This window comes from Acidobacteriota bacterium (genome assembly GCA_039028635.1).
Classification (GTDB): domain Bacteria; phylum Acidobacteriota; class Thermoanaerobaculia; order Multivoradales; family JBCCEF01; genus JBCCEF01.
In genome coordinates, this window is sequence record JBCCHV010000030.1 from 31,619 (window position 1) to 56,449 (window position 24,831).

General features: G+C 64.5%; 27 protein-coding genes and 1 riboswitch. Of the genes, 18 read left to right on the plus strand and 9 right to left on the minus strand.

Annotated features, from left to right (window positions below):
• Window positions 1–14: 14 nt before the first annotated feature.
• From AAF604_13425 to AAF604_13460, 8 genes are all read left to right on the plus strand, one after another.
• A complete protein-coding gene (locus AAF604_13425; GenBank protein MEM7050660.1) occupies window positions 15–593 on the plus strand; it encodes a DUF84 family protein in 579 nt (192 codons plus the stop codon).
• Window positions 594–719: 126 nt separating this feature from the next.
• Window positions 720–1,892, plus strand: coding sequence for a methionine adenosyltransferase (metK, locus tag AAF604_13430; GenBank protein MEM7050661.1), 1,173 nt, complete (start codon window positions 720–722; stop codon window positions 1,890–1,892).
• A 158-nt stretch (window positions 1,893–2,050) separates the two neighbouring features.
• Window positions 2,051–2,578 carry a sigma-70 family RNA polymerase sigma factor gene (locus tag AAF604_13435; GenBank protein ID MEM7050662.1) on the plus strand — a complete coding sequence of 176 codons (528 nt, stop codon included), beginning with the start codon at window positions 2,051–2,053 and terminating at the stop codon, window positions 2,576–2,578.
• Between the two features lie 259 nt (window positions 2,579–2,837).
• On the plus strand, window positions 2,838–3,146 hold the full coding sequence (locus tag AAF604_13440; GenBank protein ID MEM7050663.1) for a hypothetical protein: 309 nt from the start codon (window positions 2,838–2,840) through the stop codon (window positions 3,144–3,146).
• 141 nt (window positions 3,147–3,287) lie between these two features.
• Entirely contained in the window at window positions 3,288–3,821 is a 534-nt protein-coding gene (locus AAF604_13445) for a sigma-70 family RNA polymerase sigma factor (protein MEM7050664.1), read from the plus strand.
• The gene (locus AAF604_13450) at window positions 3,814–5,211 is read left to right on the plus strand and encodes a tetratricopeptide repeat protein (protein MEM7050665.1); all 1,398 of its coding nucleotides are present in this window, start codon (window positions 3,814–3,816) and stop codon (window positions 5,209–5,211) included. The genes AAF604_13445 and AAF604_13450 overlap by 8 nt, the downstream gene beginning before the upstream one ends.
• 127 nt (window positions 5,212–5,338) lie before the next feature.
• A complete protein-coding gene (locus tag AAF604_13455) occupies window positions 5,339–5,962 on the plus strand; it encodes a sigma-70 family RNA polymerase sigma factor (protein ID MEM7050666.1) in 624 nt (207 codons plus the stop codon).
• Between the two features lie 157 nt (window positions 5,963–6,119).
• Window positions 6,120–6,653: a sigma-70 family RNA polymerase sigma factor gene (locus tag AAF604_13460; protein MEM7050667.1), complete on the plus strand. Its 534-nt coding sequence runs from the start codon at window positions 6,120–6,122 to the stop codon at window positions 6,651–6,653.
• Window positions 6,654–6,681: 28 nt separating this feature from the next.
• On the opposite strand, the gene metB is transcribed toward AAF604_13460, so the two are convergent.
• Complete coding sequence (gene metB / locus AAF604_13465) at window positions 6,682–7,878, minus strand: cystathionine gamma-synthase (protein ID MEM7050668.1); 1,197 nt, start codon at window positions 7,876–7,878, stop codon at window positions 6,682–6,684.
• Window positions 7,879–7,974: 96 nt separating this feature from the next.
• Window positions 7,975–8,093, minus strand: a riboswitch (SAM riboswitch).
• A gap of 101 nt (window positions 8,094–8,194) precedes the next feature.
• Window positions 8,195–9,139, minus strand: coding sequence for an AraC family transcriptional regulator (locus tag AAF604_13470; protein ID MEM7050669.1), 945 nt, complete (start codon window positions 9,137–9,139; stop codon window positions 8,195–8,197).
• 234 nt (window positions 9,140–9,373) lie between these two features.
• Here AAF604_13470 and AAF604_13475 point away from each other — a divergent pair, with 234 nt between their 5' ends.
• The 3 genes from AAF604_13475 to AAF604_13485 all read left to right on the plus strand — a co-directional run bounded on the left by AAF604_13475 (window position 9,374) and on the right by AAF604_13485 (window position 11,104).
• Window positions 9,374–10,210 carry an NAD(P)H-binding protein gene (locus AAF604_13475; protein MEM7050670.1) on the plus strand — a complete coding sequence of 279 codons (837 nt, stop codon included), beginning with the start codon at window positions 9,374–9,376 and terminating at the stop codon, window positions 10,208–10,210.
• Entirely contained in the window at window positions 10,207–10,689 is a 483-nt protein-coding gene (locus AAF604_13480) for an anthrone oxygenase family protein (protein MEM7050671.1), read from the plus strand. The genes AAF604_13475 and AAF604_13480 overlap by 4 nt, the downstream gene beginning before the upstream one ends.
• 79 nt (window positions 10,690–10,768) lie before the next feature.
• Complete coding sequence (locus AAF604_13485) at window positions 10,769–11,104, plus strand: tRNA-binding protein (protein ID MEM7050672.1); 336 nt, start codon at window positions 10,769–10,771, stop codon at window positions 11,102–11,104.
• A gap of 7 nt (window positions 11,105–11,111) precedes the next feature.
• Here AAF604_13485 and AAF604_13490 read toward each other — a convergent pair whose 3' ends face one another.
• Together AAF604_13490 and AAF604_13495 are read right to left on the minus strand one after the other, a co-directional pair.
• On the minus strand, window positions 11,112–11,720 hold the full coding sequence (locus AAF604_13490; GenBank protein MEM7050673.1) for an alpha/beta hydrolase: 609 nt from the start codon (window positions 11,718–11,720) through the stop codon (window positions 11,112–11,114).
• 278 nt (window positions 11,721–11,998) lie between these two features.
• Window positions 11,999–12,988: an alpha/beta hydrolase gene (locus tag AAF604_13495; protein MEM7050674.1), complete on the minus strand. Its 990-nt coding sequence runs from the start codon at window positions 12,986–12,988 to the stop codon at window positions 11,999–12,001.
• A gap of 160 nt (window positions 12,989–13,148) precedes the next feature.
• Here AAF604_13495 and AAF604_13500 point away from each other — a divergent pair, with 160 nt between their 5' ends.
• Together AAF604_13500 and AAF604_13505 are read left to right on the plus strand one after the other, a co-directional pair.
• Window positions 13,149–14,042, plus strand: a complete 894-nt coding sequence (locus tag AAF604_13500) for an AraC family transcriptional regulator (GenBank protein ID MEM7050675.1) — start codon at window positions 13,149–13,151, stop codon at window positions 14,040–14,042.
• A 754-nt stretch (window positions 14,043–14,796) separates the two neighbouring features.
• Window positions 14,797–15,108, plus strand: a complete 312-nt coding sequence (locus tag AAF604_13505; protein MEM7050676.1) for a Tn3 family transposase — start codon at window positions 14,797–14,799, stop codon at window positions 15,106–15,108.
• Window positions 15,109–15,350: 242 nt separating this feature from the next.
• On the opposite strand, the gene AAF604_13510 is transcribed toward AAF604_13505, so the two are convergent.
• From AAF604_13510 to AAF604_13520, 3 genes are all read right to left on the minus strand, one after another.
• Window positions 15,351–16,577: a multidrug effflux MFS transporter gene (locus AAF604_13510; GenBank protein MEM7050677.1), complete on the minus strand. Its 1,227-nt coding sequence runs from the start codon at window positions 16,575–16,577 to the stop codon at window positions 15,351–15,353.
• 46 nt (window positions 16,578–16,623) lie between these two features.
• Window positions 16,624–19,017, minus strand: a complete 2,394-nt coding sequence (lptG, locus tag AAF604_13515; GenBank protein ID MEM7050678.1) for an LPS export ABC transporter permease LptG — start codon at window positions 19,015–19,017, stop codon at window positions 16,624–16,626.
• 87 nt (window positions 19,018–19,104) lie between these two features.
• Complete coding sequence (locus tag AAF604_13520; protein MEM7050679.1) at window positions 19,105–19,707, minus strand: TetR/AcrR family transcriptional regulator; 603 nt, start codon at window positions 19,705–19,707, stop codon at window positions 19,105–19,107.
• Window positions 19,708–19,838: 131 nt separating this feature from the next.
• On the opposite strand from AAF604_13520, the gene AAF604_13525 reads away from it, so the two are divergent.
• From AAF604_13525 to AAF604_13535, 3 genes are all read left to right on the plus strand, one after another.
• Window positions 19,839–20,687, plus strand: coding sequence for an SDR family NAD(P)-dependent oxidoreductase (locus AAF604_13525; protein ID MEM7050680.1), 849 nt, complete (start codon window positions 19,839–19,841; stop codon window positions 20,685–20,687).
• 135 nt (window positions 20,688–20,822) lie between these two features.
• On the plus strand, window positions 20,823–21,170 hold the full coding sequence (locus AAF604_13530; GenBank protein ID MEM7050681.1) for a ClpX C4-type zinc finger protein: 348 nt from the start codon (window positions 20,823–20,825) through the stop codon (window positions 21,168–21,170).
• Between the two features lie 415 nt (window positions 21,171–21,585).
• Entirely contained in the window at window positions 21,586–21,942 is a 357-nt protein-coding gene (locus AAF604_13535) for a nuclear transport factor 2 family protein (GenBank protein MEM7050682.1), read from the plus strand.
• Here the strand turns inward: AAF604_13535 and AAF604_13540 are convergent.
• Window positions 21,939–22,643, minus strand: coding sequence for a hypothetical protein (locus tag AAF604_13540; protein MEM7050683.1), 705 nt, complete (start codon window positions 22,641–22,643; stop codon window positions 21,939–21,941). The genes AAF604_13535 and AAF604_13540 overlap by 4 nt on opposite strands.
• Before the next feature lie 273 nt (window positions 22,644–22,916).
• On the opposite strand from AAF604_13540, the gene AAF604_13545 reads away from it, so the two are divergent.
• Both AAF604_13545 and AAF604_13550 read left to right on the plus strand, forming a co-directional pair.
• Window positions 22,917–23,555 (plus strand): SRPBCC family protein, encoded by a 639-nt coding sequence (locus AAF604_13545; GenBank protein ID MEM7050684.1) that lies wholly within the window; start codon window positions 22,917–22,919, stop codon window positions 23,553–23,555.
• Between the two features lies 1 nt (window position 23,556).
• A complete protein-coding gene (locus tag AAF604_13550) occupies window positions 23,557–23,889 on the plus strand; it encodes a metalloregulator ArsR/SmtB family transcription factor (protein MEM7050685.1) in 333 nt (110 codons plus the stop codon).
• A gap of 78 nt (window positions 23,890–23,967) precedes the next feature.
• Here AAF604_13550 and AAF604_13555 read toward each other — a convergent pair whose 3' ends face one another.
• Entirely contained in the window at window positions 23,968–24,828 is an 861-nt protein-coding gene (locus AAF604_13555) for a ParB/RepB/Spo0J family partition protein (GenBank protein MEM7050686.1), read from the minus strand.
• Between the last annotated feature and the right edge of the window lie 3 nt (window positions 24,829–24,831).

Sequence of the window (24,831 nt, forward strand, 5' to 3'; positions counted from 1 at the left end):
AGCGAAAACGACCTATGGACGACAAGCAATTCTGGCGTGACCTACAGAAAGGTCTGGCGGTCGCCGTCGCCGGCGCGACGCCGGCCCATCTGCTGGGTGTCCGCGACGCGGTGCTGCGTTATTTGCATCACGTCGTCGGGCTGAAGACCTCCGTCGCGGTGGTGCCGCAGCCGGTCGACACCGGGTCGCGCGGGCTAGCCGTCTCGGAAGTCGAGGTGGTGGAGGCGCTGCGCTCGCGGTTACAGGAGGTCGAGCTCCAGGTGGGGGAGGAGTACGCCTTGCTGGTGGCCGCCGAAGGCGGGGTGCACAGCCTCGACCTCGACCTCGGACCGAAGTCCTTCGTCACCAGTTGGGCGGTGGTGCGCACGAGCTTCGGAGAGGGTCTCGGCAGCAGCGGCTCGATCGAGCTCCCGGCCGAAGTCATGATGCGGTCCGGGGCTCTCGGCCGGGGAGGGACGCGCCGTAGCGGGGGCATGTTGAGCTCCCTGACAGGCGGACAGGAAAACCGCCGCAGGGCGACCGCCACGGCCACCTTTCATGCCCTCTGCGCCCTTTTCTACGGTACCGCCGGAGGGCCCCGCTCGGGACCCTGACTGTGCTACCATCCGCCGATCGGGCGGCTGGCCGGAACCGGCTCGAGGCCCCCGGAGGCGAGAGTTTTCCGCTGCACTCTGCACGACCCGAAATCCACCAGATTCCGATATCCGAGGTACTGACCGATGGCCGACCCCAAGACCTATCTCTTCACGTCCGAGTCCGTGACCGACGGGCATCCGGACAAGATCGCCGACCAGGTGTCGGACTCGATCCTCGACGCGGTGCTGGCGCAGGACCCTCAGGGGCGGGTGGCCTGCGAGACCTTGGTCACCACCGGAATGGTTCTGTTGGCCGGTGAGCTCACCACCTCGGCGAAGGTCGATTTCGCATCGGTGGCGCGGGAGACGATCCGCCAGATCGGCTACGACGACCCGGCCCTCGGCTTCGACGGCAACAGCTGCGCCGTGGTCTCGGCCCTCGATCCCCAGAGCCCGGACATCGCGATGGGCGTCGATCCTGGTGGGGCCGGCGACCAGGGACTGATGTTCGGCTTCGCTTGCCGCGAGACGGAAGAGCTCATGCCGCTGCCGCTGGTGCTGGCCCACCGCATCACGCGGCGCCTGGCGGAGGTTCGTCGCGCCGGCGAGGTCGATTGGCTGCGGCCGGACGGCAAGAGCCAGGTGACGGTCGAGTACGAGGGGTCGCGTCCGGTGCGCGTGCACACGGTGGTGGTGTCGACCCAGCACGCCCCGGAAGTCTCCGCCGAGGAGATCCGGCGCGAGGTGATCGCGCGGGTGGTGCGCCCGGTGGTGCCGGCGGAGATGCTCGACGACGACACCATTTTCCACATCAACCCCACCGGTCGTTTCGTCATCGGTGGTCCGCAAGGTGACTGCGGTCTCACCGGGCGCAAGATCATCGTCGATACCTACGGCGGAGTCGGCAAGCACGGTGGCGGCGCCTTTTCGGGCAAGGATCCAACCAAGGTCGATCGCTCGGCGAGCTACATGGCGCGTCACATCGCCAAGAACCTGGTGGCCGCCGGTGTTGCCGAGCGCCTCGAAGTGCAGCTCGCCTACGCCATCGGCGTCGCCGATCCGGTGTCCGTCCACGTCGAGACCTTCGGCACCGGAGCTTTGCCGGCTCGGGCGATCGAAGAGATCGTCCGCTCGACCTTCCGCCTCGACCCCAAGGGGATCATTTCCGACCTCGACCTGCTGCGACCGATCTATCGCCAGACGGCGGCTTTCGGTCACTTCGGTCGCAGCGAGGCGGACCTGCTGTGGGAGGCCACCAACCGTGCCGACGAGATTCGCAAGCTCGCCGGCCTCGAGAACGCTCCGGCCACCACCTGACGGAGAATCCGGCAACGGGGAGACGGCGGTGGCCGCTCCCCGAGCGGATCGAGCGAGCCGCGGCCGCGGGCCATGCTGTCACTGGACAGATTTGGCATCTTGGTGGTAGCCTGAGCTTGCGATTGGTAAAAACTACAGGCCATAAAAATGCATAGGCCATGACGTCCCCCGCTGAGCAGAGTCACCCAGACACCTCGATCGAAGAGCTGATCGAGAAGCTTCAGCCGAAGCTGCGGCGGATACTCGCGCGTTACCGTGTACCGCTGCAGGACGCTGAAGATCTGTTGCAACAATCGTTTCTCGACCTGGTCTACAAGCGCAAGTCGATCTACAACCCGGAAGCTTGGTTGTTGGCGACGGTGCGCAACCGCTCGATCATCTACTGGCGCCGCCGCCGTTCGCAGGTCTGCGAGGCGATGGATATGTCGATCCTCGAGATGATCGCCAAGCCGGAAGCCCCGCAACAGTCCAAGGCGGCCCTGCGGCACGATCTGGAGCGAGTCTTGGGACAGCTCCCGGAACGCTGCCAGTCGCTGCTCAAGTTGCGCTACGGCCTGGGCTACAAGCCGGTCGAAGTGGCCGAAACCCTCGGCTACCAACCTTCGAGCATCCGCAAGGTAACGAGTCGCTGCCTGACGCGCCTGACCAAGCAGCTCGTCGAAGTCGGCTTCTGCGCCGACGACTGACCTCTCCGCAAAGCCGGTCGAACCTTTGAAGGACCGCTCTCCGGAGCGGTCCTTTTGGCGTTGATGGACGACCTACGGCGGGCTTGCGCAGCGGTTTCCGTAGTCCTTGATGAGACCCATTGGGAACGTGATTGCGAACCTTTTTAGGTGCCGGGAAAGATCTACATATGTGTGTCCCGCTTTATTACGAAGGCCGCACTATTGGGATGAGCAGCCGATTGGCTTGCGGCGGAACCTTTTCATTTGTTGGGAGGACACAATGAAGTCGAGATCGATTCGTTTGGCGGCGTGGCTTTGCTTGGCAGTGCTCGCCGGTAGCCTGGCGATGCCTGCACTGGCGATCGCGCCGGAGCGCAGCGAGGATGTCGGGGAGCGCAGCTTCACCGAGTCCTGGGGGCAGTTCTGGACCTGGGTTCTGAAGACCCTGGTGCCGGTCGTCGAGCCGGTTCCCGATGGGGACGACAATACGCTCGTCGGTAGTGGTGATCCGCCGGATCCCATGAACAACTCCGAGTCCGGAGATGAAGACGAGCGGGGACCGGGCCTCGATCCGACGGGCGGCGGTTAGGGTAGTCGCTGGGCGCTCGCCGCGACGATCTTGGGGCCATGAAAATCACCGCAGGGCGTTGGAGCATCGAATCCAGCGTCCTGGACAGGCACGAAAGGCGGTGCTACCCTGTCTGGGAGGACACAAAGGGATCAGCCCGGAATGGCCACACTGGATCGCCCGGAAGTTCGAGAGCCCCTCAATCAGCTCCTGAGAAAGATTCGCCCTGGGCTCGAGAGGGTTTTACGTCACTACGACGTCCCCCCCGAGGACGCCGAGGACATCCTGCAGGATGCCCAACTTACCCTGCTGTACAAGTGGGACAAGATTCAGAATCCCGAAGCCTGGCTCGTAGGGACTCTGCGCAAGAAGTGCATCGTCTATTGGCGTAAACGCCGGGGGCGCATGACCGAGGCGGTGGATGCCGCGATTCTCGATCTGCTGGCCGAGCCACAGACACCTTCGCAGTCTCGCGCGGACCTTTCTCATGATTTGAAGCGCGTTCTGATCAAGCTTCCCGATCGCTGTCAGCGCCTGCTCCGTTTGCGATACGGACTGGGCTACGGACCGACGGAAGTGGCGGAGAAGATGGGTTATCGACCCTCCAGCATCCGCAAGATCACGAACCGCTGTCTTGCGGCCTTGAGCCGCGAATTATTCACGGCCGGCTTTTGGAGAAAGTCGAAAAATGACTGAAGCTCATCCGGGTGCAGCTCAACTCGAGCAGTTCCGGCGCTGCGAGCTCTCGCGCGAGAAAGCGCGAGGCGTCGTGCGCCACCTGCTCTCGGGCTGCGCGAGCTGTCAGGAGGTCACCTCGCAGTGGTGGCCGACCAGCTCGCATCAAGATGTTGTCATTCGTCGAGTGGTTTCACTCAACGAGAGGGATGGAAGAGGGTACGACTACGAGCAGGTCTTCGAGCGTTTGTCGGAGGAGCTCTTGGAGCGCAAGCTCGAGCTCGCCGAGGAGCAAGCGGTGGTACCGCGGCTCCGGGAAGACCTGTCGCGCCATCCCGTCGATCGTCAGCTCGTCCTGATTCAGAACAGCCGCCGGTTCCAGGTCTGGTCTCTCGCCGAGTCTCTGCTCGTCGACTGCCAGGCGCAGCGACCGCGCAATCCGGAAGCGGCGGTGGACTTCGCCCGCCTGGCGGTGGCGGTCGCCGAGAACCTTCCGGCGGACCGCTACAGCGAACCCCTGGCCCACGACCTCAAGGCCCGAGCCTGGGCCGAGCTGGCGTCGGCGCAGCGGGTTCGGGGTCAGTTTCCGGAGTCCGAAGCCGCCTTCGAGAAGGCCCGTCAGTGGGCCGCCGATGGCACCGGCGATCCGATCGAGAAGGCCCACATCCTGTGGCTCGAAGCTTCGCTGCGAGTCGATTTGCGGGACTTCGACGGCGCCCTCGCCTTGCTCCAACGAGTGATTCGTACGGCCCGCCGCCACGGTGAGTCGCACCTCTGGGGCAAGGCCTTGATCAGCAAGGGAATGTGCGAAGGCTTCCGCGGCCAGGCGGACGATGAAATTCGGCTCATCCGAGAGGGCGTCGACCTGATCGATCCGGGGCTCGATCCGCGCCTGGTGCTGGTGGTGCGCCACAACTTGATCCACTCGCTGGTCAGTGCCGGGCGCTACCACGAGGCCCTGGAGTGCATCGACGAAGCGCGAGCGCTTCACCACAAGCTCGGCAACGAGCTGGACCTGATCCGATTCAGCTGGATCGAGGGACGGGTCTACCAGGGACTCGGCCGGACGCGCGAAGCGGAGGCCCTCTACCGCAGCGCCCAGGACAAGTTCCTCAAGGCCGAGCTCGACTACGATGCCGCTCTCGTCTGCCTCGACCTGGCGGCGATCTACAGCTGCCAGGGGCGCCATGGCGAGATGAAGCAACTCGCCGAGGCGATGCTGCCGATCTTTCGATCTCGGCAGATTGGTCGCGAGGCGATCGCCGCTCTTCTGGTCTTCCGCGAGGCGGTCGAGATGGAGCAGGTCAGTTTGGGCTTGGTCCGCGAGGTGGCAGAGCACCTGCGTCAGCTGCCGGGGGGCGAGGCACAGCTCCGGCTGCGCAGCGGCTCGCAGCCGTCGGCGGCTCGCTGAGCCTGGACCCCCGTCGCCCAGCGACGGCATGAGATAGAACGAGGAGTGGCCGTGCCGGTCGCTCCTCGTTTTACTTTTTTCGGCCTTTTCGCGAAGGATTTCTTGTAGGGGCTACTCTCCGACAGCGTTGAGCGGTAGACTGAAGATAGGACATGGTGTATTTTATTTACATAATCACCTTCGATCGCTGCTGGGAGGAACGAGGACCCTGAAAGCCGAACGCAACTCCGTCGAGTCCTCGTCTCTGGAGGAGCTTCTCACCCGATCCCGCTCGAAGCTGAGTCGGATTCTCTATCGGTATCGCATTCCGGCCCAGGACGCCGAGGATCTCTTACAGGAGACTTTCCTCATCCTGGTGTCGCAGTGGGAGAGCATCCGAAATCCCGACGCCTGGCTGGCGATCACCCTGCGCAATCGTTGTGTCATCTATTGGCGTCGCCACAAGATCCGCCTCTACGACATGGTGGACGATGCCATCCTCGAGTTCCTTTCGGACGGCGAGGCGCCGGAGCAGGAGAAGGCGGAGCTGCGCGTCGACCTCGATGGCCTCCTCGAGCGCCTGCCGGAGCGCTGCCAGCGAGTCTTGCGTCTGCGCTACGGTCTCGGCTGCAGCGCCGCCGAAGTCGGCAAGCGCCTCGGCTATCAGCCCTCGAGCGTTCCCAAAGTGACTCATCGCTGCCTGTCCCAGCTCGCCGATCAACTGGTGGGCGAGGGTTTTGCCCTCAAGCGATCCACGACGCGCAATTCTTGAGCCTCCCATCTTCCCGGCGAAGCCCATCCGAGTGCACCCACCATTGGCTGGAGGCGAGCCTCCGCCAGGGGCCGTTCGCGACTCTGGACAAGGCCCGGCTGTACTGCTAGCCTGAAAACGTAGACACGTACAGGATGACATTGGCTCGCTTAAGGTCATGAGAGCTTTGGACAACGCTCCCCTCGAGACTTCCCTGGAGTCCTTTCTCCAAGAGGTTCAGCCGAAGCTCAAGGCCCTCTTCTCGCGTCATCGCATTCCCGCCGAGGACACCGAGGATATTCTCCAGCAGACGCTACTGGCGTTGGTTTACCAGTGGGAGAAAGTGCGGGATCCGGAGGCCTGGCTGGTCGGGACGGTGCGCAACAAGTGCCGGCTTTACTGGCGCGAGCGCCGGCGCCGCCTCTACCAGGCGGTCGACGCGGTGATGCTCGAGTGGATGGCTGGACCCGAGCCGCCGGCCCAGGAGCGTCGCGATCTCTGGCGCGATCTCGAGGCCTCCCTCGAGCACCTTCCGGAACGCTGCCGGTCGCTGCTGAAGCTGCGCTACGGGCTGGGCTACGAGGCCCCCGAGGTGGCCCGGTACCTCGGCTACAGCCCGTTGAGCATCAGCAAGGTCACCAACCGCTGCATCGCCGCCCTCACCAAGCGATTGGTCAGCCCGCGGGCGGCCGGCGTCGAAGACGAGCCGTAGGCCTTCGGCCGCCCGCAGCGGTCCTTCCTCACACGCGGTCGAACCCCGCCCGGAGATCGGACGCGAGATCCGCGACGTCCTCGATTCCCACCGACAGGCGGAGCAGGCCGTCGCCGATGCCGGCGCAGCGGCGGTCTTCCTCACTCATCACCACGTGGGTCATCGAGGCGGGGTGGGCGATCAGGCTCTCGACTCCGCCCAGCGACTCGGCGAGGGACCAGTACCGGAGCCCGCTGACGAAGCGTCGGACCGCTTCCCGCCCGCCGCGGAGCTCGAAGCTGATCATCGCCCCGAAGCCGCTCTGCTGCTGACAGGCGAGGTGGTGGCCGGGATGCTCCTCGAGGCCCGGATAGTAGACCCGCTCGACGGCCGGCTGAGCGAGCAGCAGCTCGGCGATGGCTTGGGCATTGGCCTCGTGGACCGCCAGGCGAGCGCCGAGGGTGCGAAGACCGCGCAGGGTGAGATAGCTGTCGAAGGGAGAGCCCGTCAGACCGAGACAGTTGGCCCACCAATCGACCCGCTCGGCGAGCTCCGCCGTCGCCGAAACCACCGCTCCACCGACGACGTCGCTGTGGCCGTTGATGTACTTGGTGGTCGAATGGACGGCGAAGTCGGCGCCCAGGCGCAGAGGATTTTGACGCGCCGGGGAAAGGAAAGTGTTGTCCACCGCCACCCAGGCGCCGACTCGGCGAGCGGCCGACAGAATCTGGCCGAGATCGCTGATCCGCAGGAGGGGATTGCTCGGCGTCTCGACCCACACCAGCCGTGGTCGCCGCTCGAAGGCGGCGTCGAGGGTCGCGGGGCGATCGGGATCGAACCACACCACCTCGAGGCGTCGGCTTTCGTGGAGAGTGGAGAACAGGCGGTGGCTGCCGCCGTAGCAGTCGATCGGAGCTGCCAGCACCTCGCCGGGCTCGAGTAAGGAAGCCACCACCGTGATGGCCGCCATGCCGGTGGCGGTGATCGTGGTCCCCGCTCCACCTTCGGCGGCACTCAGAGCCTCGGCCAGCAGGCAGCGAGTCGGATTGCCGGAGCGGGTGTAGTCGAAGCGGCGAGGCTCCCCGAGGTCGGCGAAGGAGAAGGTGGAGGAGAGGTGGATGGGGGGAACGACGGCGCCGTGCTGGGCATCGGATTCGAGCCCGCTGCGCACCAAGCGGGTGGCGAAGCGCGGCGCTCGGGCCGAGAACGGAAGGGCGGTGGGGGAACGCGGACAGGGTGAAGGCATCGGATCCTCCTCGTGGTTCAGGTTCTCCCATCGGAAACCCTACGGAGGATCGCTGCCGGTTCCTACGACCCCGAGCGGTGCGGGGCGCTTCCCGGCAACTCATCTCTCAAAGGCTGACCTCCGCCTTCGTAGGAATTGGCACCGTGGCGAAGTGGTTAGCTCCGCAGGTTGCCCCGGCGTCTTCGGGCCTGTCCCTCAGCCGGTCTCGATGAGTGGGCGAAATCTACGGCATGGGTGAGCCGCAGGTCAAGGGGCGGCCGAGATCGGTCCGCCGATGGCCGGCGGCTGAGGGCCGAGCCGGGCCGCGCAGGTCGGGCTAGGAAGCGGCGCGGGCGCGGGCGCGATGCTCTTGGGGGCTGATGCCGCGCACCCGTTTGAAGGCCGAGCTGAGCGCGAAGGGGCTGCTGTAGCCGACCTTCTGGGCCACGGTCCCAACGGTCTCTTCGGACTCGCAGAGGAGATCCGCCGCCAGGGCGAGACGCCAGGCGGTGAGGAAGGCCATCGGTGGTTCGCCGACCACCTCGTGAAAACGCCTCGCGAGGGCGGCGCGCGAGACGCCGGCGGCGGAGGACAGGCGAGCCAGAGTCCAAGACTCGGCGGGATCCTGGTGCATGATCTTCAGAACCTTGCCGACGACCGGATCCGCTTGGGATCGGTACCAGGCCGGTCGCTCGGCCTGGGGTCGGTCGAACCAGGCGCGCAGGACGGCGATCAACAGAAGGTCGAGGAGGCGATCGAGAACCGCCCCTTGACCGGGCTGATCCTTGCCCGCCTCGTCGCACAGCATGGCGACGAGGGGCGATTCCCACTCGCGGTGAGAGAGGGACAGAACCGGTGGCAGAGCCCGTAGCAGGCGGTCGCTGACGTCGCCCATGTTCTCGTAGGCCCCGACCAGCATCAGGGTTTCGCCGTGCGGGTCGTTGCCCCAGGTGCGGGTGCCATGGGTCATCTCTTCGAGGAGGGATCGGCCTTCGAGATCGCAACAGTGCTGACCGGGATGGATGATCACGCTGGGGGGCGTCTCGGCGGATCCGGCGACGGTGTAGTGGTCGGGCCCGCGGGTGACGGCGAGGTCGCCGGTCTCCAACTGGATGGGCGCAGCGTCGTCCGGAAGGATCCAAATCTCCCCTCGGATGGCGGCGATCAGGGTCAGGGGCGACTCGGCGCGGATGCGCAGCGACCACGGGGGAGTCATCACGCAACGCAGGGCGAAGGCGCCGCGCGCCCGCGGACCATCGAGAAGGCCGACGAAGGGATCCATCGTGCGCTGATTCTAGCCCGCGGGACTCGTCCGGGGAGGAAGGGGAAGTCGCACCCCCTCGCCGGCTCCGCTGGCTGCCTCTGGCGACCTTGGAGCGAGAATCTGGCCGATTGAGACGTTTGCGAATGATGTTGAGCGCCTCGACGATGGTCCCCGAGAGGACTCCTTTCTAGACTTCTTCCAGGTCGAATGAACGGCCCGAAACCAACCTCGAAGGAGTCCAAGATGCCTCAGATGACGTCAGCTTCCCCAGCCGTTACGGTCGTTCTCGGAGCTCGCGGCAAGACCGGCCGGCGGGTCGTCGATCGCTTCCAGCAGGCCGGTCTGCCGGTGCGCGGCGCCTCTCGCTCTTCGGCCTTTCCTTTCGATTGGCAGGATCGGGCCACCTGGCGACCGGTCCTCGACGGGGCCCGCGCCGCCTACATCACCTTCTATCCCGATCTCGCGCTGCCGGGGGCGGCCGACACCGTCGGGGACTTCGTCGATCTGGCGGTGGCCAGCGGAGTCCGACGGCTGGTCCTGCTTTCCGGCCGCGGGGAAGAGGGCGCGCAGGGAGCGGAGAAGCGACTGCAAGAATCCGGTGCCGACTGGACCGTGGTGCGATGTGCTTTTTTCAACCAGAACTTCAGCGAGACCTTCGCAGAAGCGATTCGCCACGGTGTCATCGCCATGCCCGCCGGCGAAACGCGGGAGCCCTTCCTCGATGCCGACGACATCGCCGATGTCGTCTTCGCGGTCCTCACCGAGGACGGGCATCAGGGGCAGCTCTACGAGCTCACCGGTCCCCGACTGCTCGGTCTCGCCGACGTCGCCGCGGAGCTCGGCCAGGCGATCGGTCGGGAGGTTCGCTATGTCCCGCTGAGCCCCGCCGACTATGCCGAGCAGCTGATGGAGCACGGCATGCCGCCGAGTGAGGCGAAGCCGATCGCCGGCCTCATCGCCTCGGTGCTCGATGGTCGTAACGAATCCCTCGAGGACGGCGTCCAGCGCGCCCTCGGGCGGGCTCCCCGCGATTTCTCCGATTTCGCTCGCGCCGCCGCCGCGGCCGGTGCCTGGAAGCGCGCGTCGTGATCTCCTCCAGTGATTTTCTGACCCTGGTCGCCGCCGTCGGATCGGCGGCGTCGGCCGGCGTCTTCTTCACCTTTTCGACCTTCACCATGGCCGGCCTGCGTCGGCTGCAGCCGACGCCCGGAGCGACCGCCATGCAGGCGATCAATCGCGAGGCACCGAAACCTCCGTTGATGCTCCTGCTCTTCGGGACCGCCGCCGTTTGCGCCGTCCTGATGGTCGCGGCGCTCCTCGACCTCGACGATCCGCGAGCCAAGTTCCGGCTCCTCGCCGGAGCCCTTTACATCCTCGGCGCGGTCATTCTGACGGGCCTTTACCACGTTCCCCGCAACAATCGCCTCGAGGCGGTCGATCCGACGAGCCGCGCAGGGATGGACTACTGGCAGATCTATCTTCGAGAGTGGGTGAGAATGAACCACTGGCGCACGCTGGCGCCGCTGGTCGCCGCGCTCCTCCTGGTCGCTTCGCTGATACCGGAGTAGGGAGGAGGATCTCGTTGCGGCGGAAGCTTTCAGCCGGTGCCGATGAGCTCTCGGCAGCAGAGAAGAGGGAGGCGAGGGGATGGAGATTTCGTGGCAGGAGTTCGAAACGGTCGAGCTGCGGGTCGGAACGGTGGTGCGGGCGGACGAGTTTCCGGAGGCGAGGGTTCCGGCCTATCGGTTGAGGGTCGACTTCGGCCCGGAGGTCGGCGTCAAGAGCTCGAGTGCTCGCATCACCAATCTCTATGATCGTGCTGAGCTGGTGGGGCGCCAAGTCATCGCGGTGACCAACTTTCCGCCGAAGCGGATCGGTCCCTTCGTTTCGGAAGTCCTGGTCACCGGCTTCTATCGTCCGGACGGTGCCGTGGTGCTGGCGGTTCCCGATGGCGAGGTGCCGAACGGCACCCGTCTGGCCTGATCGTCAGTCAGTCTAGAAGACCTCTTCGCCCGGCAGGTCGGCGGCCTGCTCGATCCAGCGGCGCAAGGGCTCCGGCATTCCGCTTCGGCTCGGGGTTCTGCATCGCTCTCCCGTCACTCATTCTCCGAAAAAGGGTAGTAGGCAGAACCGTGTAACCGTATACGGTAGTGGCCCCTAGGATGCCGTGACGAGACTCGTCGACGAACTCACCGATGCCCTGGAGCTTGGCGATCTCCTCAGCCGCGATGCGCGCTGAGCAAGGCTGCGGGCACACGAATGCCTTGACCTCCTCGAAGAAGTCCGGCCGCCGGTTCATGGCGACCATCGCTGCGTTGCCCCCCGCACAGGGGTTGAAGAGTCCAACGGTCATTTCCTTCAGGTTGGGGTGCTGCTGAACATAGGCCTGCGCTCCCGCCACGTCGCGCCACTCGAAGAGTCCGTATCCAGGCACGCCACCGTGAGCTGCACCGCTGTGTCCGTGGTTGCGCATGTCGTAGGTCAAGACGTTGTAGCCAGCGTCGTGGAGCGCCTTGTAGACCTTGTTGAACTCGACTTCGACGGGCGCAAACTCAGACCACGGCTCCAAGTGCCCTGGGAAGCCGTAGCGGTTCATCATCAGGGGGTGGTTGCAGAACGACCAGCCTGTTGGAGTCTGCGGGGATGAACCACGCCTCGAGTGGCACGCCATCGATCGCGGAGAAGAACACGTCCTCGTACTTCATGCCGTAGTCAGTGGGCGTCTTGAGCACCGGTGAACGGCGGGGGGGTGTGTTGCCGGTTGCCATCCCTTGGATGAAGGCCAACTGCTCAGCGTTCGGCCTGGGGGTCATGGTTTGTCTCGCTCGCTGCAGGCCGTGGTTGGCTCGCCCCAGTCACTATCCAAAGCCGCGCGACTCACTTGTTGAAGAACTCTGCCACAGCATCCGTCGAGGCCTTCACGGCCTCTGGCTTGTAGTAGAAGTCCACGTGGCTGAACTCGTCAAAGGCCAGCTCTTCGTGATCATTCGTCAGCTTGGCGACAAACTGGGTCGAGCAGGGCGCTGTGGAGGCGTTTGTGCCGTAGATGGTCAGCGAGGGCTGCGTGATCTTGTCGGCATAGGCCTCGCCGATGGAGATCAGCGACTGCATGGGCTGATCGCCGACATGCATGTTGGTGTAGTTCGGAATCGCAACCGGCCCCTTGGCACCATCACGACCATAGTAGTCATAGGTCTCGCCAGCCATCGCCGGGTAGGCGGCCGCTTCAACGAACTCTTCACGGGACATTTCGTCGTTCAGGCCGAACGGCGCAACGTAATCCGGCTCACCAGTTTCATACATCTTCTGCGTCGAGGCATTGGCAGAGTCGATCAACTGGTTGGCCGCGTCACGGTCGGTCCACTGGAGCGCGTCTGCTGCCATCATGCCGGAAACCATGGCGATCTTCCTGATCCGATGGTCGGTCACCGCTGCTGATGCGATGATCGAACCACCTTGGCACACGCCCAGGCCGTAGATCTCTTCGACGAACGGCAACGTTCCCAGGTAGGAAACCGCATCCCAGGTGTTTTCGATCAGCCGGAACATGTAGCGGGACTGCTTGAACTCGCCAGGCAGTGCAGGGGACTCTCCCATGCCCAGATAGTCGAAGCCCAGATAGATGAAACCTCGTGCAGCCATTTCCGGGCCGTAGGTCGCCGGAATCTGATCTTTGACCTGAGGGAACGGACTAGCGCCCACGATCGCTTTGTATTGCTTGGCTTCATCAAAACCTTCAGGAAGGTAGAGATCGCCAACCAAATCCACTCCGAAAGACTTGAAAGTTACTTTGTTTTTGCCAGCTGTGAGTGTCATGACTTCTTCCTTGTCGGTGCTATGGCCGGTTTTGTCGGTAACTAAGTTCATGGCTGGAGCCTCGATCAGAATTGACTTCTTGAGATCGCCCCGATGAAAGCATGCTCAGTCTAAACTTCTCTGAACAGAATTAAAGGCTGAATCGTGTCGAATTTCTGCCAAATCGTATCGTCAGCTTGATTCTGGAGCCCAAAGAGCCCATCATGTCCTCATGAAGATGCAGGACCTCGCTGAAGCTCTCATCTTGAGTCTGCTCCCAAGAGATGGGGAGCGGCAAACGCTCTTGGACGGCGTCACGCTCTTCCGCACAAGCGAACCTATCGATCGCTTACCGAGGACGTTCCCTGCAGCGGTCTGCATTCTCCTGCAGGGTGTGAAACGAGCGTATTTCGATGGAGGAGTACACATCTATGACGCCTCGAGGTATCTCTGCAGCTCTGTCCCGCTGCCAGTCGAGGGAGAGGTGATCGAAGCCTCACGGGAGCGACCGCTGCTGGGGATGATGGTGAGCTTCGAAACTCCCACCATGGCGGAAGTCTGTGCAGCCTACGAAGCAGCCTACCCTTCCACGAGCTCGACCGACGCCGGGACTCAGAACTTCATGTCGGTTGCGTGGGATCCTGCTTTCCGGTCCGCAGTCGAAGGACTCCTCGAAGCACTAGCCGAACCGAGTCTGCTTCAACTCGTAGGGCCGGGACGTCTCCGAGAAGTTCTCATCGCCATCCTCCGAGGTCCAGCTGGACCGATGATCCTGACTCGGTCTCGGCAGCATAGGCCACTCGTTGGTGTCATCGACTACATCCGGAAACACCTGGACACTCCGCTCAGGGTCGAGTCGATCGCTCGGCAGGCTGGCATGAGCAAAGCGGTGTTTCACCGCTACTTCAAGCAGGCCACTTCCCAGACCCCGATCCAATTCATCAAGGCGTTGCGGCTCAACGAGGGGGCACGATTGCTCTCCCAGGGCGCATCTGTTGGTGAAGCAGCAACACGGGTCGGCTACCTGAGCCCGTCTCAGTTCTCTCGGGACTTCCAGCGGCAGTTTCGCCGGTCGCCAAGCCAGTGGCGTAGCGCGGCTAACGTAGCTGAGCTGCGTTCGCCGTAGAGCAACGAACTGCAGGCCGCCCGGAACTTCGCAGAACGTCCAGAGAGCGAAATCCGAGGGCCGCTGAAGGCCGATTCAGGGTTGCTCGCTGCCACCGTACCGCCTCTTATTGCGCGGTACGATGGCAAAAGCGAAACCAAGTGATCGCCACCGGGACGTCCAACGGCTGGCGAAGATCCTCCGTGACGGCGGCTACTCCTACGACCAGTCCAAGCACCTGATCGCCCAAGCTCGCCGCCGGGTCGGCCTGACGCCACCACCGCGCAAGAAGGGCAGTGTCGAGCGACTGACACGGGATGAGCTCGACGCTCTTCTCGAAGCAGCCTACTCAACGAGTGGTGTTCGGGGCTTGATGATCCGTACCCTCCTCGAGAACAGGAAGCCGTGTTGGCGCCTTCTATCAGCTCCGCGTGGAAGACATCGCATTTTCGGAGCTCGAGATCCGAGTGAGGGACAAGGGGGGACGGACGCGAGACATTCCGATCCTCAAGAGCTTGGCCAACGAGCTACGGATCCACTTCGGTGATCGCGAGAGCGGCTTTGTCTTCCCGTCTCCGCGCGGAGGTGCCTACTCACGACGCCGGCTTCAACAAATCGTCAAGGAGCTCGCCACCACCGCCAAGACGGATCTACCACGCGGATCCGAAACGGGACTATGGCCCGCTTCAGGCCATGCTGCGGAGCAACGATCGCAAGCTCCATTTGAGCTGGATCGAAGAGCAGTGGGATCGCATGGGACAGTTCTTCTGCTTCCATGGCGACCGGCTACACGACGGCCTCAGTCGCCATGAAGAGGATCGTCGCTTTCGGCCCCAAGAACCACCTGTATCGCGCGATCTGTGAGCTCGCCCGAGCGTTCAAGACCCTGTTCATCCTCGAGTATCTCGGACGGCCGGACCTACGACGACGCGTGCGCCGAGGGCTCTTGAAATCGGAGGAGCTCCACGTTCTCGCCCGAAGTGTCTTCTACGGCAATCTCGGCAAGGCGGCCTGGCGGGACTTCCGGCGCCAAATGTCCACCGCAAGCTGCCTGCTCATCATCCTGGCCGCCATCGTCTACTGGTAGATCCGCGAGATCGAGCGCGTGCTCGGGGAGAGCCAACCTGGGGAGGACGTGCCGGTCGACCTACTCGCGCATGTCAGCCCGATCAGCTGGGAGAACATCGTGCTCTATGGGGAGTACAAACTCCGGCCGGAGCTCGTCGCTGTCGGCCGCGGGTAATCACTACCGTCGTATACGGTTACACGTTTCTGCTTACTACCCTGAAAAGGCCTCGATTCACCGGTGAGAGTGCAGCTCGGGGTGGGTCATGGTTCTCCCTGGAGCGAGCTCGATGCCGCAGCTCCGGGGTCGGCCCACTTGATCGCCCCCAGGGCGGCGATGGCGAACAGTCCGTAGCCGGCGACGAGGGGCAGCACCGTGCCGTCGTAGGCTTGTCCCATGGTCGTTCCTCCGACGATCGAGATCACCATCGAGAGGGTCCCCACGACCGCGGCTCCGATGCCCGCAACCCGGCCGAGGGGCGCCATCGCGAGGGCGTTCAGATTCCCAAAGAGAATGCCCTGACAGAAGAACACGACCAGCAGAAAAGCGACCAGCGCCACCAGCGGCGGCTGACCGGCGGCGGCATAGGCGATCGCAAAGAAGATCAGCGCGCTCACCACCGTCACCCGGAGGGCGAATCGCACCAGGCGCTCCATACCGAAGCGCATCACGAGGCGGGTGTTCGAGAGTGCCGCCACGCCGATGGCGAGGGCCAGCACGGCGAAGTACATCGGGAACAGCCGGCCGAGTCCGTACTGGCCCTCGAACACCTGCTGGGCGGTGCTCAGGTAGGCGAGAAATGGGCTGAACACGAATCCTGCGGTGATGGTGTAACCGAGGGCGGCCCGGCTCGAGAGCACCTCGCGAAGGCGCTGGCCGATACGTGCCAAGGTGAACGTCGTGCGGTGATCCCGGGGGAGGGTCTCCTCTTGGCGAGTCCAGAACCAGAGACCCGCGCCGCTCGCGATGACGAGGAAAGCGCCGAAAATGGCGCGCCAACCGGCGACCAGCAGAATCGCCTGGCCCATCGCCGGCGCGATCAGCGGAACGATGATGAACACCGCCGTCACGAAGGAGATCACCTGCGCCATGCGCCGGCCCTCGTAACGGTCGCGAATGATGGCCAGGGTCACGATGCGTGGGCCGGCTGCTCCCAACCCCTGTAGCAGGCGCCCGACGAGCATCACCGGAAAGGTCTGCGAAACCAGGCACAGGGCCGAGCCTGCCAGGTAGATGCTCAGCCCGCAGAGCAAGGCGGGCTTGCGGCCGACGGAGTCGGCGAGGGGGCCGTAGGCGAGCTGACCGACGGCGATCCCGAGGAAGATGAAGGTCACCACTAGCTGGGCCTGATTCTCGCGCTCCACCCCGAGGTCCCGGCCGATCTCGCCGAGGGCCGGGAGCATGGCGTCGATCGAGAGAGCGACGAGGGAAACCAGGGTCGCCATCAGGGCGACGAACTCGACGAATCTGGCTCGCTGGCCCTCGCTCATCGACGGTCCTCGCGGTGGCGAAGGGAGCTGGCCCCCGAGCGGGCCTTCAGGTGCGCACGCCGAGGAAGAGGTAGCCGGCGAGCATGGCGAACAGCAGGTTGGGGCTCCAGACTGCGACCGAGGCCGGCAGGGCGCCGGTTTCCCCGAGAGTGGAGAAGAAGGCGAAGACGCCGATGAAGATGATCCCCAGGATGATCGAAACGCCGATGCCGTAAAGCGCCCCCTGCTTGCCGAGGCGAAAGGCGAAGGGCAGGCCGACCAGGGCCATCACCAGGGAGATGGTGGGGTAGGCGAGCTTCTGGTGGAGCTGCACCTCGAGGGCCTCGGTGCGCTGGCCGCTGTCGGCGAGCTCGTCGATGTACTCGCGCAACTCGTTGTAGCCCATCTGGTCCGGCGGTCGGATCTCGGAATCGAAGTAGTCCGGAGTCTCCGGGTAGTCGACGATCAGGGAGCCCGGGAAGCGCTGGTAGGAGGCGACGTCGGGTCCCGACAGGTCGCGCACCCAGCCATCCTCGAACAGCCATTCGTCGTTTTCGGAGTAGCGCGCCTGGTTGGCGAACAGCCGGCTCACCAGACGATGGCCGTCGTCGAACTCGAAGATCTGTAGGCGCTGCAGGCTCTCGGCGCGGTCGTCGTAGTTGAGGTAGTTGTAGACATAGCGCCCCTGACCGAAGAGCCACTGGCGGTCGGCGCGGCGATAGGTGCGCGCCGTCTCGCGAGCCTTGATCTGGTCCTTGAGCTGCTGCACGCGCTGGTTCGAGGCCGGCAGGACCTCGGCTTCGAGGAAAAAGCACAGCAGGGCGACCAGGATCGACGCCATGATCGCCGGCACCGAGATGCGAAACAGGCTGATTCCGAGGGCGCGGCAGGCAGTGACCTCGTTGGTGCGCGACAGCAGGCTGAAGGTGATCAAGGTGGTCACCAGGACCAAGATCGGCGCAATTTCATAGAAGATGTTGAGGGAAAGGTACTGGTAGTACGACAGCACCACCGACTTCGGGATGTTGTTCTTCAGGATGTCGTCGACGTTCTCGCTCAGGTCGCCGACGACATAGAGCAGCAGGCCGGAGAGGGACACCAGCACCAGAATGCCGACGAAGGCGCGAAAGACATAGCGATCGAGGAGGTTCGGGACCCGCAGCCGCCAGCGGGGGAGGCGCAAGCGCAGGGAGGCCGAGCCATTGGTCGCCCGCGGCGTCGACAGCTTGCGAATCCGCCGCTCCTTGCGCTGCGCCTGTTTGCTCTTGCGCAGCCGGTCGAGGGCGAGGAGGCCGCTCCACAGGTCCTGGCGGATCCAGCGGTCGATTTTCGACAGCATCAAGCTCTTGTCGCGGTTGCGGCGGGCGAACAGGATCAGGCCGCCGCCGGCGAGCAGCAGATTTGGGAGCCACATCGCCAGGGCCGGGGGCAGCTTGCCGAAGCGTGCCGCTTCCTCACCGTTGTTGAGCAGCACGTAGTAGAGCAGGAAGACCCCCATCGAGAGGGCGAATCCGGAGACTTTGCTGCCCCGGCGATTGTTGAAACCGAGGGGCAAGGCGAACAGTCCGAACACCAGGCAAGCGCTCGGAATGGCGAACTTCTTGTGGATCTCGACCTGTGCCAGATTGCGGTCTTCGGCCTTGGCCAGGGGGTCCCTGGCCTTGTCCCGGAGCTCGGCGAGGTTGAGCTCGCGGAGGGTTTTGGAGCTCGAGATCTTGGCCTTCTGGGTGCTGACGAACTCGTCCTCGAGGACCCGCTCGGCACGGCGGTTGAGGGTCACCTCGTAGCGATCCGGCTCGCCGAGATCGACCTCGTGGACGTAGGCGTTCTCGAGCTCGAGAACGACCTTCTCGCCAGTTTCGTCGAGGCGCAGGCGGCCGCGCTCGGCGACGGTGATGTTGTTCTTCTGGCTGGTCGGGACCGCCTGGGCGAGAAAGACACCGTGCCATACGGGGTCGTCTTCGGGGATGTCGAAGACGTAGAGCAGGAAGCCCTCGAACTCGGGATAGAAGATACGCGGCTCGATCTGCTGAGCCACCGTCTCGGTGATGATGCGCAGCCGGAGCTGCTGGAGCTGGTGATTGCCTCGCGGCAAGATGTAGATCGACGCCAGGATGTTGATCACCGTCAACAATCCCGAGACCAGAATGATCGGCCGGTAGAGGGCCAGCAAGCTGATGCCCGAGGCACGGATGGCGATCAGCTCGCTGTCCGACGCCAGGCGTCCGAGACCGATCAGGATGCCGAACAGCAGAGACATCGGAATCGTCAGGACGACGATGTTGGGAAGCGTGTAGGCCAGCAGCTCGCCGACCACCGAGATCGGCAGCCCGCGCTTGATGATCATCTCCGCCGACTGGAACAGAAATCGAATCAGCAGGATGCTGGTGTAGACCAGAAAGCCCAGCCCCAGCGGGCCGATCATCTCCGAGATCAAATAGCGGTCCAGACGGCGCAGCATGGCTCGTACCTTATCGGAGGCTGGCGGGTGGCGCTACGGCCGAAAGACAGGGGCCGAGGGCGGCAGCGGTCGGGCCGGTCGTGACCGTCAGCGGGATCCTGCCGGCCCGCCGGCGAGGGCGGTGGCGATCCGGCCGAGGACATGGTCGTCGGCGGCTCGCACCATCGCCTCGGGCATCTCGAGGCGCCCCACGGCGCAGGATTCGAGAATTGTCGCCAGACCGTGGATAGTCGCCCACACGAAGAGGGCGTCGAGGGCGACCGCCGGCGCCGTCGAAGGCGCCTCGGCGAGGCGAGCCACCCGCTCTTGCAGGAGGCTGAAGGCGTGTTGTGCCTGGGCCATCATCTCCGGATGGGCGTGAGGATCGGGCAAGGCGGTGCCGAACATCAGACGATACTGCAGCGGATGGCGGGTCGCGTAGTCGAGATAGGCCTGCGCCATCGCCCGCAGATCGCCCTGCGGATCGTCTCCCTGGGGCAGCGTCGCGAGGTGTTCGCCGAAGCCTGCAAAGGCGCGCTTGACCACCTCGGCGAGGAGATGGTCGCGGCTCGGAAAGTGCTTGTAGGGCGCTTGGTGGGAGACCCCGAGGCGGCGCGAGACCTCGCGTAGGCTGAGGTTCTCGAGACCCGAGTGCTCGATGATGGCGAGCGCTTCGCGGATACAGGCTTCGCGCAGGGGAGGAGCCGTCATGGGCGCGATGATACCGCCTCGTCCGAACCGCTCTCGGGTTCCCGGACGGGAGACTGCGGTTGACACTGTCTACCGGTTGTGGCTAGATTACGTTGACAGTGTCAACTTCCAGGGCGGAGAAAAAAAGAGCCATGAGCAGCCGAGTCCCACAGTCCTCCCGTGATCGCTTCCTTTCACGCTTCGGCCGCTGGGCCGTGATCACCGGTGCTTCCGACGGCATCGGGCGCGCTCTCGCCGACGAGCTCGCCGCGATCGGAGTCTGCCCGGTTTTGGTGGCGCGGCGCCGGCCGGCTCTGGAGGAGCTGGCGGCCGAGCTGACCGAGCGCCACGACGTCGTCTGTCGTGTGTTGCCGCTCGATCTCTCCCAGGTGGACGCCGGCGAGGCCCTGGTCGCTGCGACCAGCGAGCTCGACGTCGGCCTGTTGGCGGCCTGCGCCGGCTTCGGAAGCTCGGGAAGGGCGCTCGATGGCGTTCTCGCCGAAGAGCTGGCGATGGTCGACGTCAACTGTCGCGCCGTGCTCGAGCAGGCGCTGTGTTTTGGGGAGCGTCTCGTTGCCCGCGGCGGCGGCGGGTTGATCCTGATGAGCTCGATCGTCGCTTTCCAAGGGGTTCCCGGCGCCGCCAACTATGCGGCGACCAAGGCCTATGTGCAATCCCTCGCCGAGGCCCTCGGCCGCGAGCTGAAGTCGGCCGGCGTGACGGTGGTGGCGGCGGCGCCGGGGCCGGTTCGCAGTGGCTTCGCGGCGCGGGCTGGGATGCACATGGACCGTACGTCGACGCCCTCGGAGGTGGCGAAGGGAATTCTGCGGGCCCTGCAGCGGCGCGGAGGCACGGTGCGGCCGGGTTGGCTGTCGAAGCTGCTGGGTGGCTCGCTGGCGACGCTGCCGCGGGCTGGCCGGGTGCTGATGATGGAGCGCATCATGGCCGGCATGAGTCAACCTCGTGGTGAGTCGCTGCAAGGTCGATCGATCGAGGGCTGAGGCGATTCCGGCGGGGGAGGAAGCAGGCTCCGCAAATCAGGGCCGTTACCGCGACACTCTGTCAAGAGAATCTTGACAGAGTGTCTTCTCATGATTATTGTCAAGATGTTCCTGACAAACATGAGGAGCCCCGAGATGGTCTCGAAAATCTTCCAGCGTAAGTCCCTGAGCTGTTCCTTCTGCGCCAAGACGTCGGCCCAGGTCGCCAAGCTGCTGGGGGGGCCCAAGGTCCACATCTGTGACCAGTGCGTCGGTGTCTGCAATCGCGTCCTGGAGGCGGTGCCGGAGTCCTTTGCCGGCTGGGAGAGCGTCTCCGACGCCGATCTCCTGGCCGGCCTGCGGGTGGCAGACGGGACCCTCGACGCGGTGCGCGCCGTCCTCCAGGACCAGATCGACGAGGCCCGTGGCCGGCGGATCAGTTGGCAGAAGATCGGCGATGCCCTGGGGGTGTCGCGACAGGCCGCCTGGGAGCGGTTCTCATGAGAATCGCAGGCGCCGTCGTGCAGGCGCCTTCTCGATGGTGGCCGGCTGGCCGCTGTCAGGTGTCGCGTCGGGCCGGTTAGCGAAGACAACATGATTTTCGACGGCGCCGGTTCTGTCCGTAGGTCTGCAGCCTCCGTCTGGAGACGAGGCGGAGGCTGAGCGCCAGGGGCCTTTTCCCGTTGGGTTCGGAGGTGGCGGTTCGTTGAGGGCGGCACCGAGATCCAGAGAGCCCCCGATTCAGCGGCAAGTATTGAGTCCGATAAGACATATTATGTAAACTTATGTCCAGAATGGCAGGTGGGAGAATCCCGTGGTTGATGGCTCGATAAGATCTGTTTGGGTCGGGCCTCGCCCTCTCTTTATTGGCCTTGGGGCCCTACGGACTGGAGATACGACTGCAATGGGAGGTTCGACGATGAGCGACGCCGCGGAGGCCCGACGCCTCGCCCTGGCCTGGATCGAAGGTTGGCAGGCCGGTGATCCCGACTCGATTCCCCTCGCCGAGGACTTCGTGCACACCAGTCCCTTCGGGCGCCTCGAGGGGCGGCAGCACTATCTGGCGACGGTCAAGCCGATGTCGCGCCAGAACGTGGCCTCGCTCACCGTTCGATCGACCCTCGCAGAGCCCGGTCAGGCGGTGGTCCGCTTCGACATGGAAACCGCTCACGGCACCATTCCCGTTTGTGACTGGGTGTGGATCGCCGAAGGCGAGATTCGAGCCATCCACTCCTTCTACGACGCGACCGACTTACGTTCCGGCGGTTCCTCCTAGGAGCTTCCGCAACGCTGCTCGAGGTCGCGATCGTGGATGCGGTCGACGCCTGGACGCCGCTTCGAGCCACAGAAGCGATAGAACGCCGGCAAGGAGGTCTGGCCCGCGAAGTTGCTGGCGCTGGCGGTGAGCAGTCCTTGGATCAGGAGCTCGCCGCCGAGCGGGCATTGGACGTCGGCGAGGTCGTCGATTCTCAGCGTCGATCCGAGATTGATGTCGACGCTTGCGGCGCGAAGCTGGGTCACCTCGATCCTGCCAATGCAGAGCTTGCCTGCTCCGGAATCGTGGCAGCTCAATCCCCGGGGGTCCTGCTGGGGCTGGGAGTTGCCACAGGAGAGACGGAGCTGGGCGGTGATCGTCAGGCGGGCGGTTCCGCTCTCTGGATCATGAGCGATCGCCATGACCTGGACGGTGTCGTCTCCCCCACCCTCGGGATGGTCGAAGACGTATCGGTGGATCGGATTGTCCGGCCCGACGGGATCTAGCGGAGGAGGCGCCAAGGAGCCGTCGCGAAGGGTCTGGGGAGCTCGAAGGTTCAGCGGAGCGATGGTCACGATCGGTGGTGAGTCGTCGTTGCGGTTCGGACGGACCCGCCACGAGTCGGGTACGTCGGCCGTCGGGATCGTCGAGGATTGGCAGCCGGTGATGATCAGGATGAGAACGACGAAGAGCGGTAAGGCAGGTCGCCAGACGACGGGCATTGATGGAACCCCCTTCGAGATAAGGATTTTGGGCAGGACTCTCCCTCCCTCTGGCGCCCTGAGGATGGGGCTCGTTACGACGGTTTCAGTTTTGAGCCTCGTTCGGATGGTCGGGAGGGCCTTTTCGCAGCAAGGCTCCCGGTCAGAAAATTTGACTAATATTAGATCGATCTAATACGATTTCCTCGTCTTGCCGTGGAAGCCGCATAAACCTTGAAACCTCGCGAGCCGGATCCTGGCTCTGCCGAGCTGAAGAAGGAAGGGGAGCTCTGTATGCACTTCGAGATCGATCGCCTGATCGGAGCCGTTTCGAGAGAGATTACCGACGCGGAGGTCGACGGCCAGCCGGTGCGCGGTGCCGTCGCCAGCCGCGACTACCCCACTTCCATCGTCGACCTGTGGGATGCCCTGACTAATCCGGAACGCTTGCCCCGCTGGTTCTTGCCCGTCTCCGGAGACCTCCGGCTGGGCGGTCGTTATCAGCTCGAGGGCAACGCCGGTGGCGAGATCACCGAGTGCGAGCCGCCGAAGCGATTGGCGGTCACCTGGTGCATGAACGACCAGGTGAGCTGGGTGCGGGTCGATCTCGCGGAGGTTTCAGAGAAGGTGACGCGGCTGCGTCTCGAGCACTTCGCACCGATGCCGGACAGCACTTGGGATCAATTCGGACCGGGCGCGACGGGAATCGGATGGGAGCTCGGTTTGCGGGCTCTCGAAGAGCATCTCGCGACCGGCCAGCAGGTCGATCCCCAGGCGGCCGAAGCTTGGGCCCTGTCCGATGAGGGCAAGGGCTACATCCGCCTCAGCAGTGATGCCTGGGGAACGGCGGCGATTGCGGCTGGAACCGATGAGGCGGCCGCCCTGACTCGCGCCGAGCGGGTGCGGGTCTTCTATTCCGGCGAAGGTCAGTAGATTGCACGCCTTCGACGTCCTTGGCCACCCAGTCCGGCGGCGCATTCTCGAGCTTCTGCTGGTCGCTGAGAGCAGCTCGGGAGAGGTCGTCGCCGTCATCTCTCGGGAATTCGGGATCTCCCAATCGGCGGTGTCGCAGCACCTGCGAGTCTTGCGCGAGGCGGGTTTCGCCAACGCCCGGGTGGATGGCGCCCGGCGTCTCTATGCGCTCGAGACCTTGCCGATGAGAGAGGTCGACGCCTGGCTGGGCCAGTTCCGGCGCTTTTGGGAACCGCGGCTCGATGCCCTCGCCGGTGAGGTCGCGCGAGGCAAGGTCGATCCGCAGCAGGACTGATCCAGCTCTCCTCCGGACTTGCCGGGAGGTGATCAGGGATGGCGAGGGGGCTTGGCTTCGATCCGCTGGGGGGACCCGTCAGGTCTCCTGCCGTAGCTGCTGCAGGATGGTCTCGAGAGCCGAGATCAGGTCGCCCTTCTCCACCTCGCTTTGGCGGAAGCTGAGAGAGAGGGAGTAGGTCTTGTCGGGAGCCTTGAACTTGAACACGTAGGGCTTGCGGCGCGGGGCGCCTTCCTTGCGCGGAGTCCGCATGCGTTGACGCAGATCGTCGCGGCTCAGGCCGCGGGTCGCCACGTCTTCGAGAAGCTTGATCATCTCCTCTTCGCTGCCGGCCTTGAGCACTTCCAGGAGAAGCGACTTCGAGGTCAGGCCGAGGGCCTGAGCGGTGGTCCGGACCTTCGGCGGCATCTGCAGGAGCGAGAGGCTCTCGGTGATCACCGTGCGCGACTTCCCCACTGCCTCGGAAATGGCCTCGTGGGTATAGCCGTGACGCTCGGCCAGGGCGCGGTAGCCCTCGGCTTCTTCGAACGGCGTCAGGTCTTTGCGCTGCAGATTCTCGATCAGCGCGATCTCGAGGGCCTCGTCCTCCGACACCTCCATCTCGATCACCGGAACCTCGTAGAGGCCCGCGGCCTGGGCGGCGCGGAAGCGACGCTCGCCGGAGATGATCCGGAAGCTCATCTCGTCGTCGTCGCCGGACTCGAGGGGACGCACCAGGATGGGCTCCAAAATGCCCTTGTCTTGAATCGACTGCACCAGATCGTCGAGGTCTCCCATCGACTTGCGAGGCTGAAGCGGATCCGGCTCGAGGGCGGCCAGCGGCAGCATGCGTCCCACCGGTGTTTCATGGCGCGCCGTGAGCTCGTCGACGAAGTGCTGCGAGTGACGCATTTTCACCCGCCCCGGAAGTCCCCGCTTCTTGGTGGTCGGCTCGGCCATGGA

Bases quoted from the DNA above. Each gene is read 5' to 3' on its own strand.
- AAF604_13425 (MEM7050660.1), top strand. From the start codon at position 15: ATGGACGACAAGCAATTCTGGCGTGACCTACAGAAAGGTCTGGCGGTC.
- metK (MEM7050661.1), top strand. From the start codon at position 720: ATGGCCGACCCCAAGACCTATCTCTTCACGTCCGAGTCCGTGACCGAC.
- AAF604_13435 (MEM7050662.1), top strand. From the start codon at position 2,051: ATGACGTCCCCCGCTGAGCAGAGTCACCCAGACACCTCGATCGAAGAG.
- AAF604_13440 (MEM7050663.1), top strand. From the start codon at position 2,838: ATGAAGTCGAGATCGATTCGTTTGGCGGCGTGGCTTTGCTTGGCAGTG.
- AAF604_13445 (MEM7050664.1), top strand. From the start codon at position 3,288: ATGGCCACACTGGATCGCCCGGAAGTTCGAGAGCCCCTCAATCAGCTC.
- AAF604_13450 (MEM7050665.1), top strand. From the start codon at position 3,814: ATGACTGAAGCTCATCCGGGTGCAGCTCAACTCGAGCAGTTCCGGCGC.
- AAF604_13460 (MEM7050667.1), top strand. From the start codon at position 6,120: ATGAGAGCTTTGGACAACGCTCCCCTCGAGACTTCCCTGGAGTCCTTT.
- metB (MEM7050668.1), bottom strand. From the start codon at position 7,878: ATGCCTTCACCCTGTCCGCGTTCCCCCACCGCCCTTCCGTTCTCGGCC.
- AAF604_13470 (MEM7050669.1), bottom strand. From the start codon at position 9,139: ATGGATCCCTTCGTCGGCCTTCTCGATGGTCCGCGGGCGCGCGGCGCC.
- AAF604_13475 (MEM7050670.1), top strand. From the start codon at position 9,374: ATGACGTCAGCTTCCCCAGCCGTTACGGTCGTTCTCGGAGCTCGCGGC.
- AAF604_13485 (MEM7050672.1), top strand. From the start codon at position 10,769: ATGGAGATTTCGTGGCAGGAGTTCGAAACGGTCGAGCTGCGGGTCGGA.
- AAF604_13490 (MEM7050673.1), bottom strand. From the start codon at position 11,720: ATGATGAACCGCTACGGCTTCCCAGGGCACTTGGAGCCGTGGTCTGAG.
- AAF604_13495 (MEM7050674.1), bottom strand. From the start codon at position 12,988: ATGAACTTAGTTACCGACAAAACCGGCCATAGCACCGACAAGGAAGAA.
- AAF604_13500 (MEM7050675.1), top strand. From the start codon at position 13,149: ATGAAGATGCAGGACCTCGCTGAAGCTCTCATCTTGAGTCTGCTCCCA.
- AAF604_13505 (MEM7050676.1), top strand. From the start codon at position 14,797: ATGGCGACCGGCTACACGACGGCCTCAGTCGCCATGAAGAGGATCGTC.
- AAF604_13510 (MEM7050677.1), bottom strand. From the start codon at position 16,577: ATGAGCGAGGGCCAGCGAGCCAGATTCGTCGAGTTCGTCGCCCTGATG.
- lptG (MEM7050678.1), bottom strand. From the start codon at position 19,017: ATGCTGCGCCGTCTGGACCGCTATTTGATCTCGGAGATGATCGGCCCG.
- AAF604_13520 (MEM7050679.1), bottom strand. From the start codon at position 19,707: ATGACGGCTCCTCCCCTGCGCGAAGCCTGTATCCGCGAAGCGCTCGCC.
- AAF604_13525 (MEM7050680.1), top strand. From the start codon at position 19,839: ATGAGCAGCCGAGTCCCACAGTCCTCCCGTGATCGCTTCCTTTCACGC.
- AAF604_13530 (MEM7050681.1), top strand. From the start codon at position 20,823: ATGGTCTCGAAAATCTTCCAGCGTAAGTCCCTGAGCTGTTCCTTCTGC.
- AAF604_13535 (MEM7050682.1), top strand. From the start codon at position 21,586: ATGAGCGACGCCGCGGAGGCCCGACGCCTCGCCCTGGCCTGGATCGAA.
- AAF604_13540 (MEM7050683.1), bottom strand. From the start codon at position 22,643: ATGCCCGTCGTCTGGCGACCTGCCTTACCGCTCTTCGTCGTTCTCATC.
- AAF604_13545 (MEM7050684.1), top strand. From the start codon at position 22,917: ATGCACTTCGAGATCGATCGCCTGATCGGAGCCGTTTCGAGAGAGATT.
- AAF604_13555 (MEM7050686.1), bottom strand. From the start codon at position 24,828: ATGGCCGAGCCGACCACCAAGAAGCGGGGACTTCCGGGGCGGGTGAAA.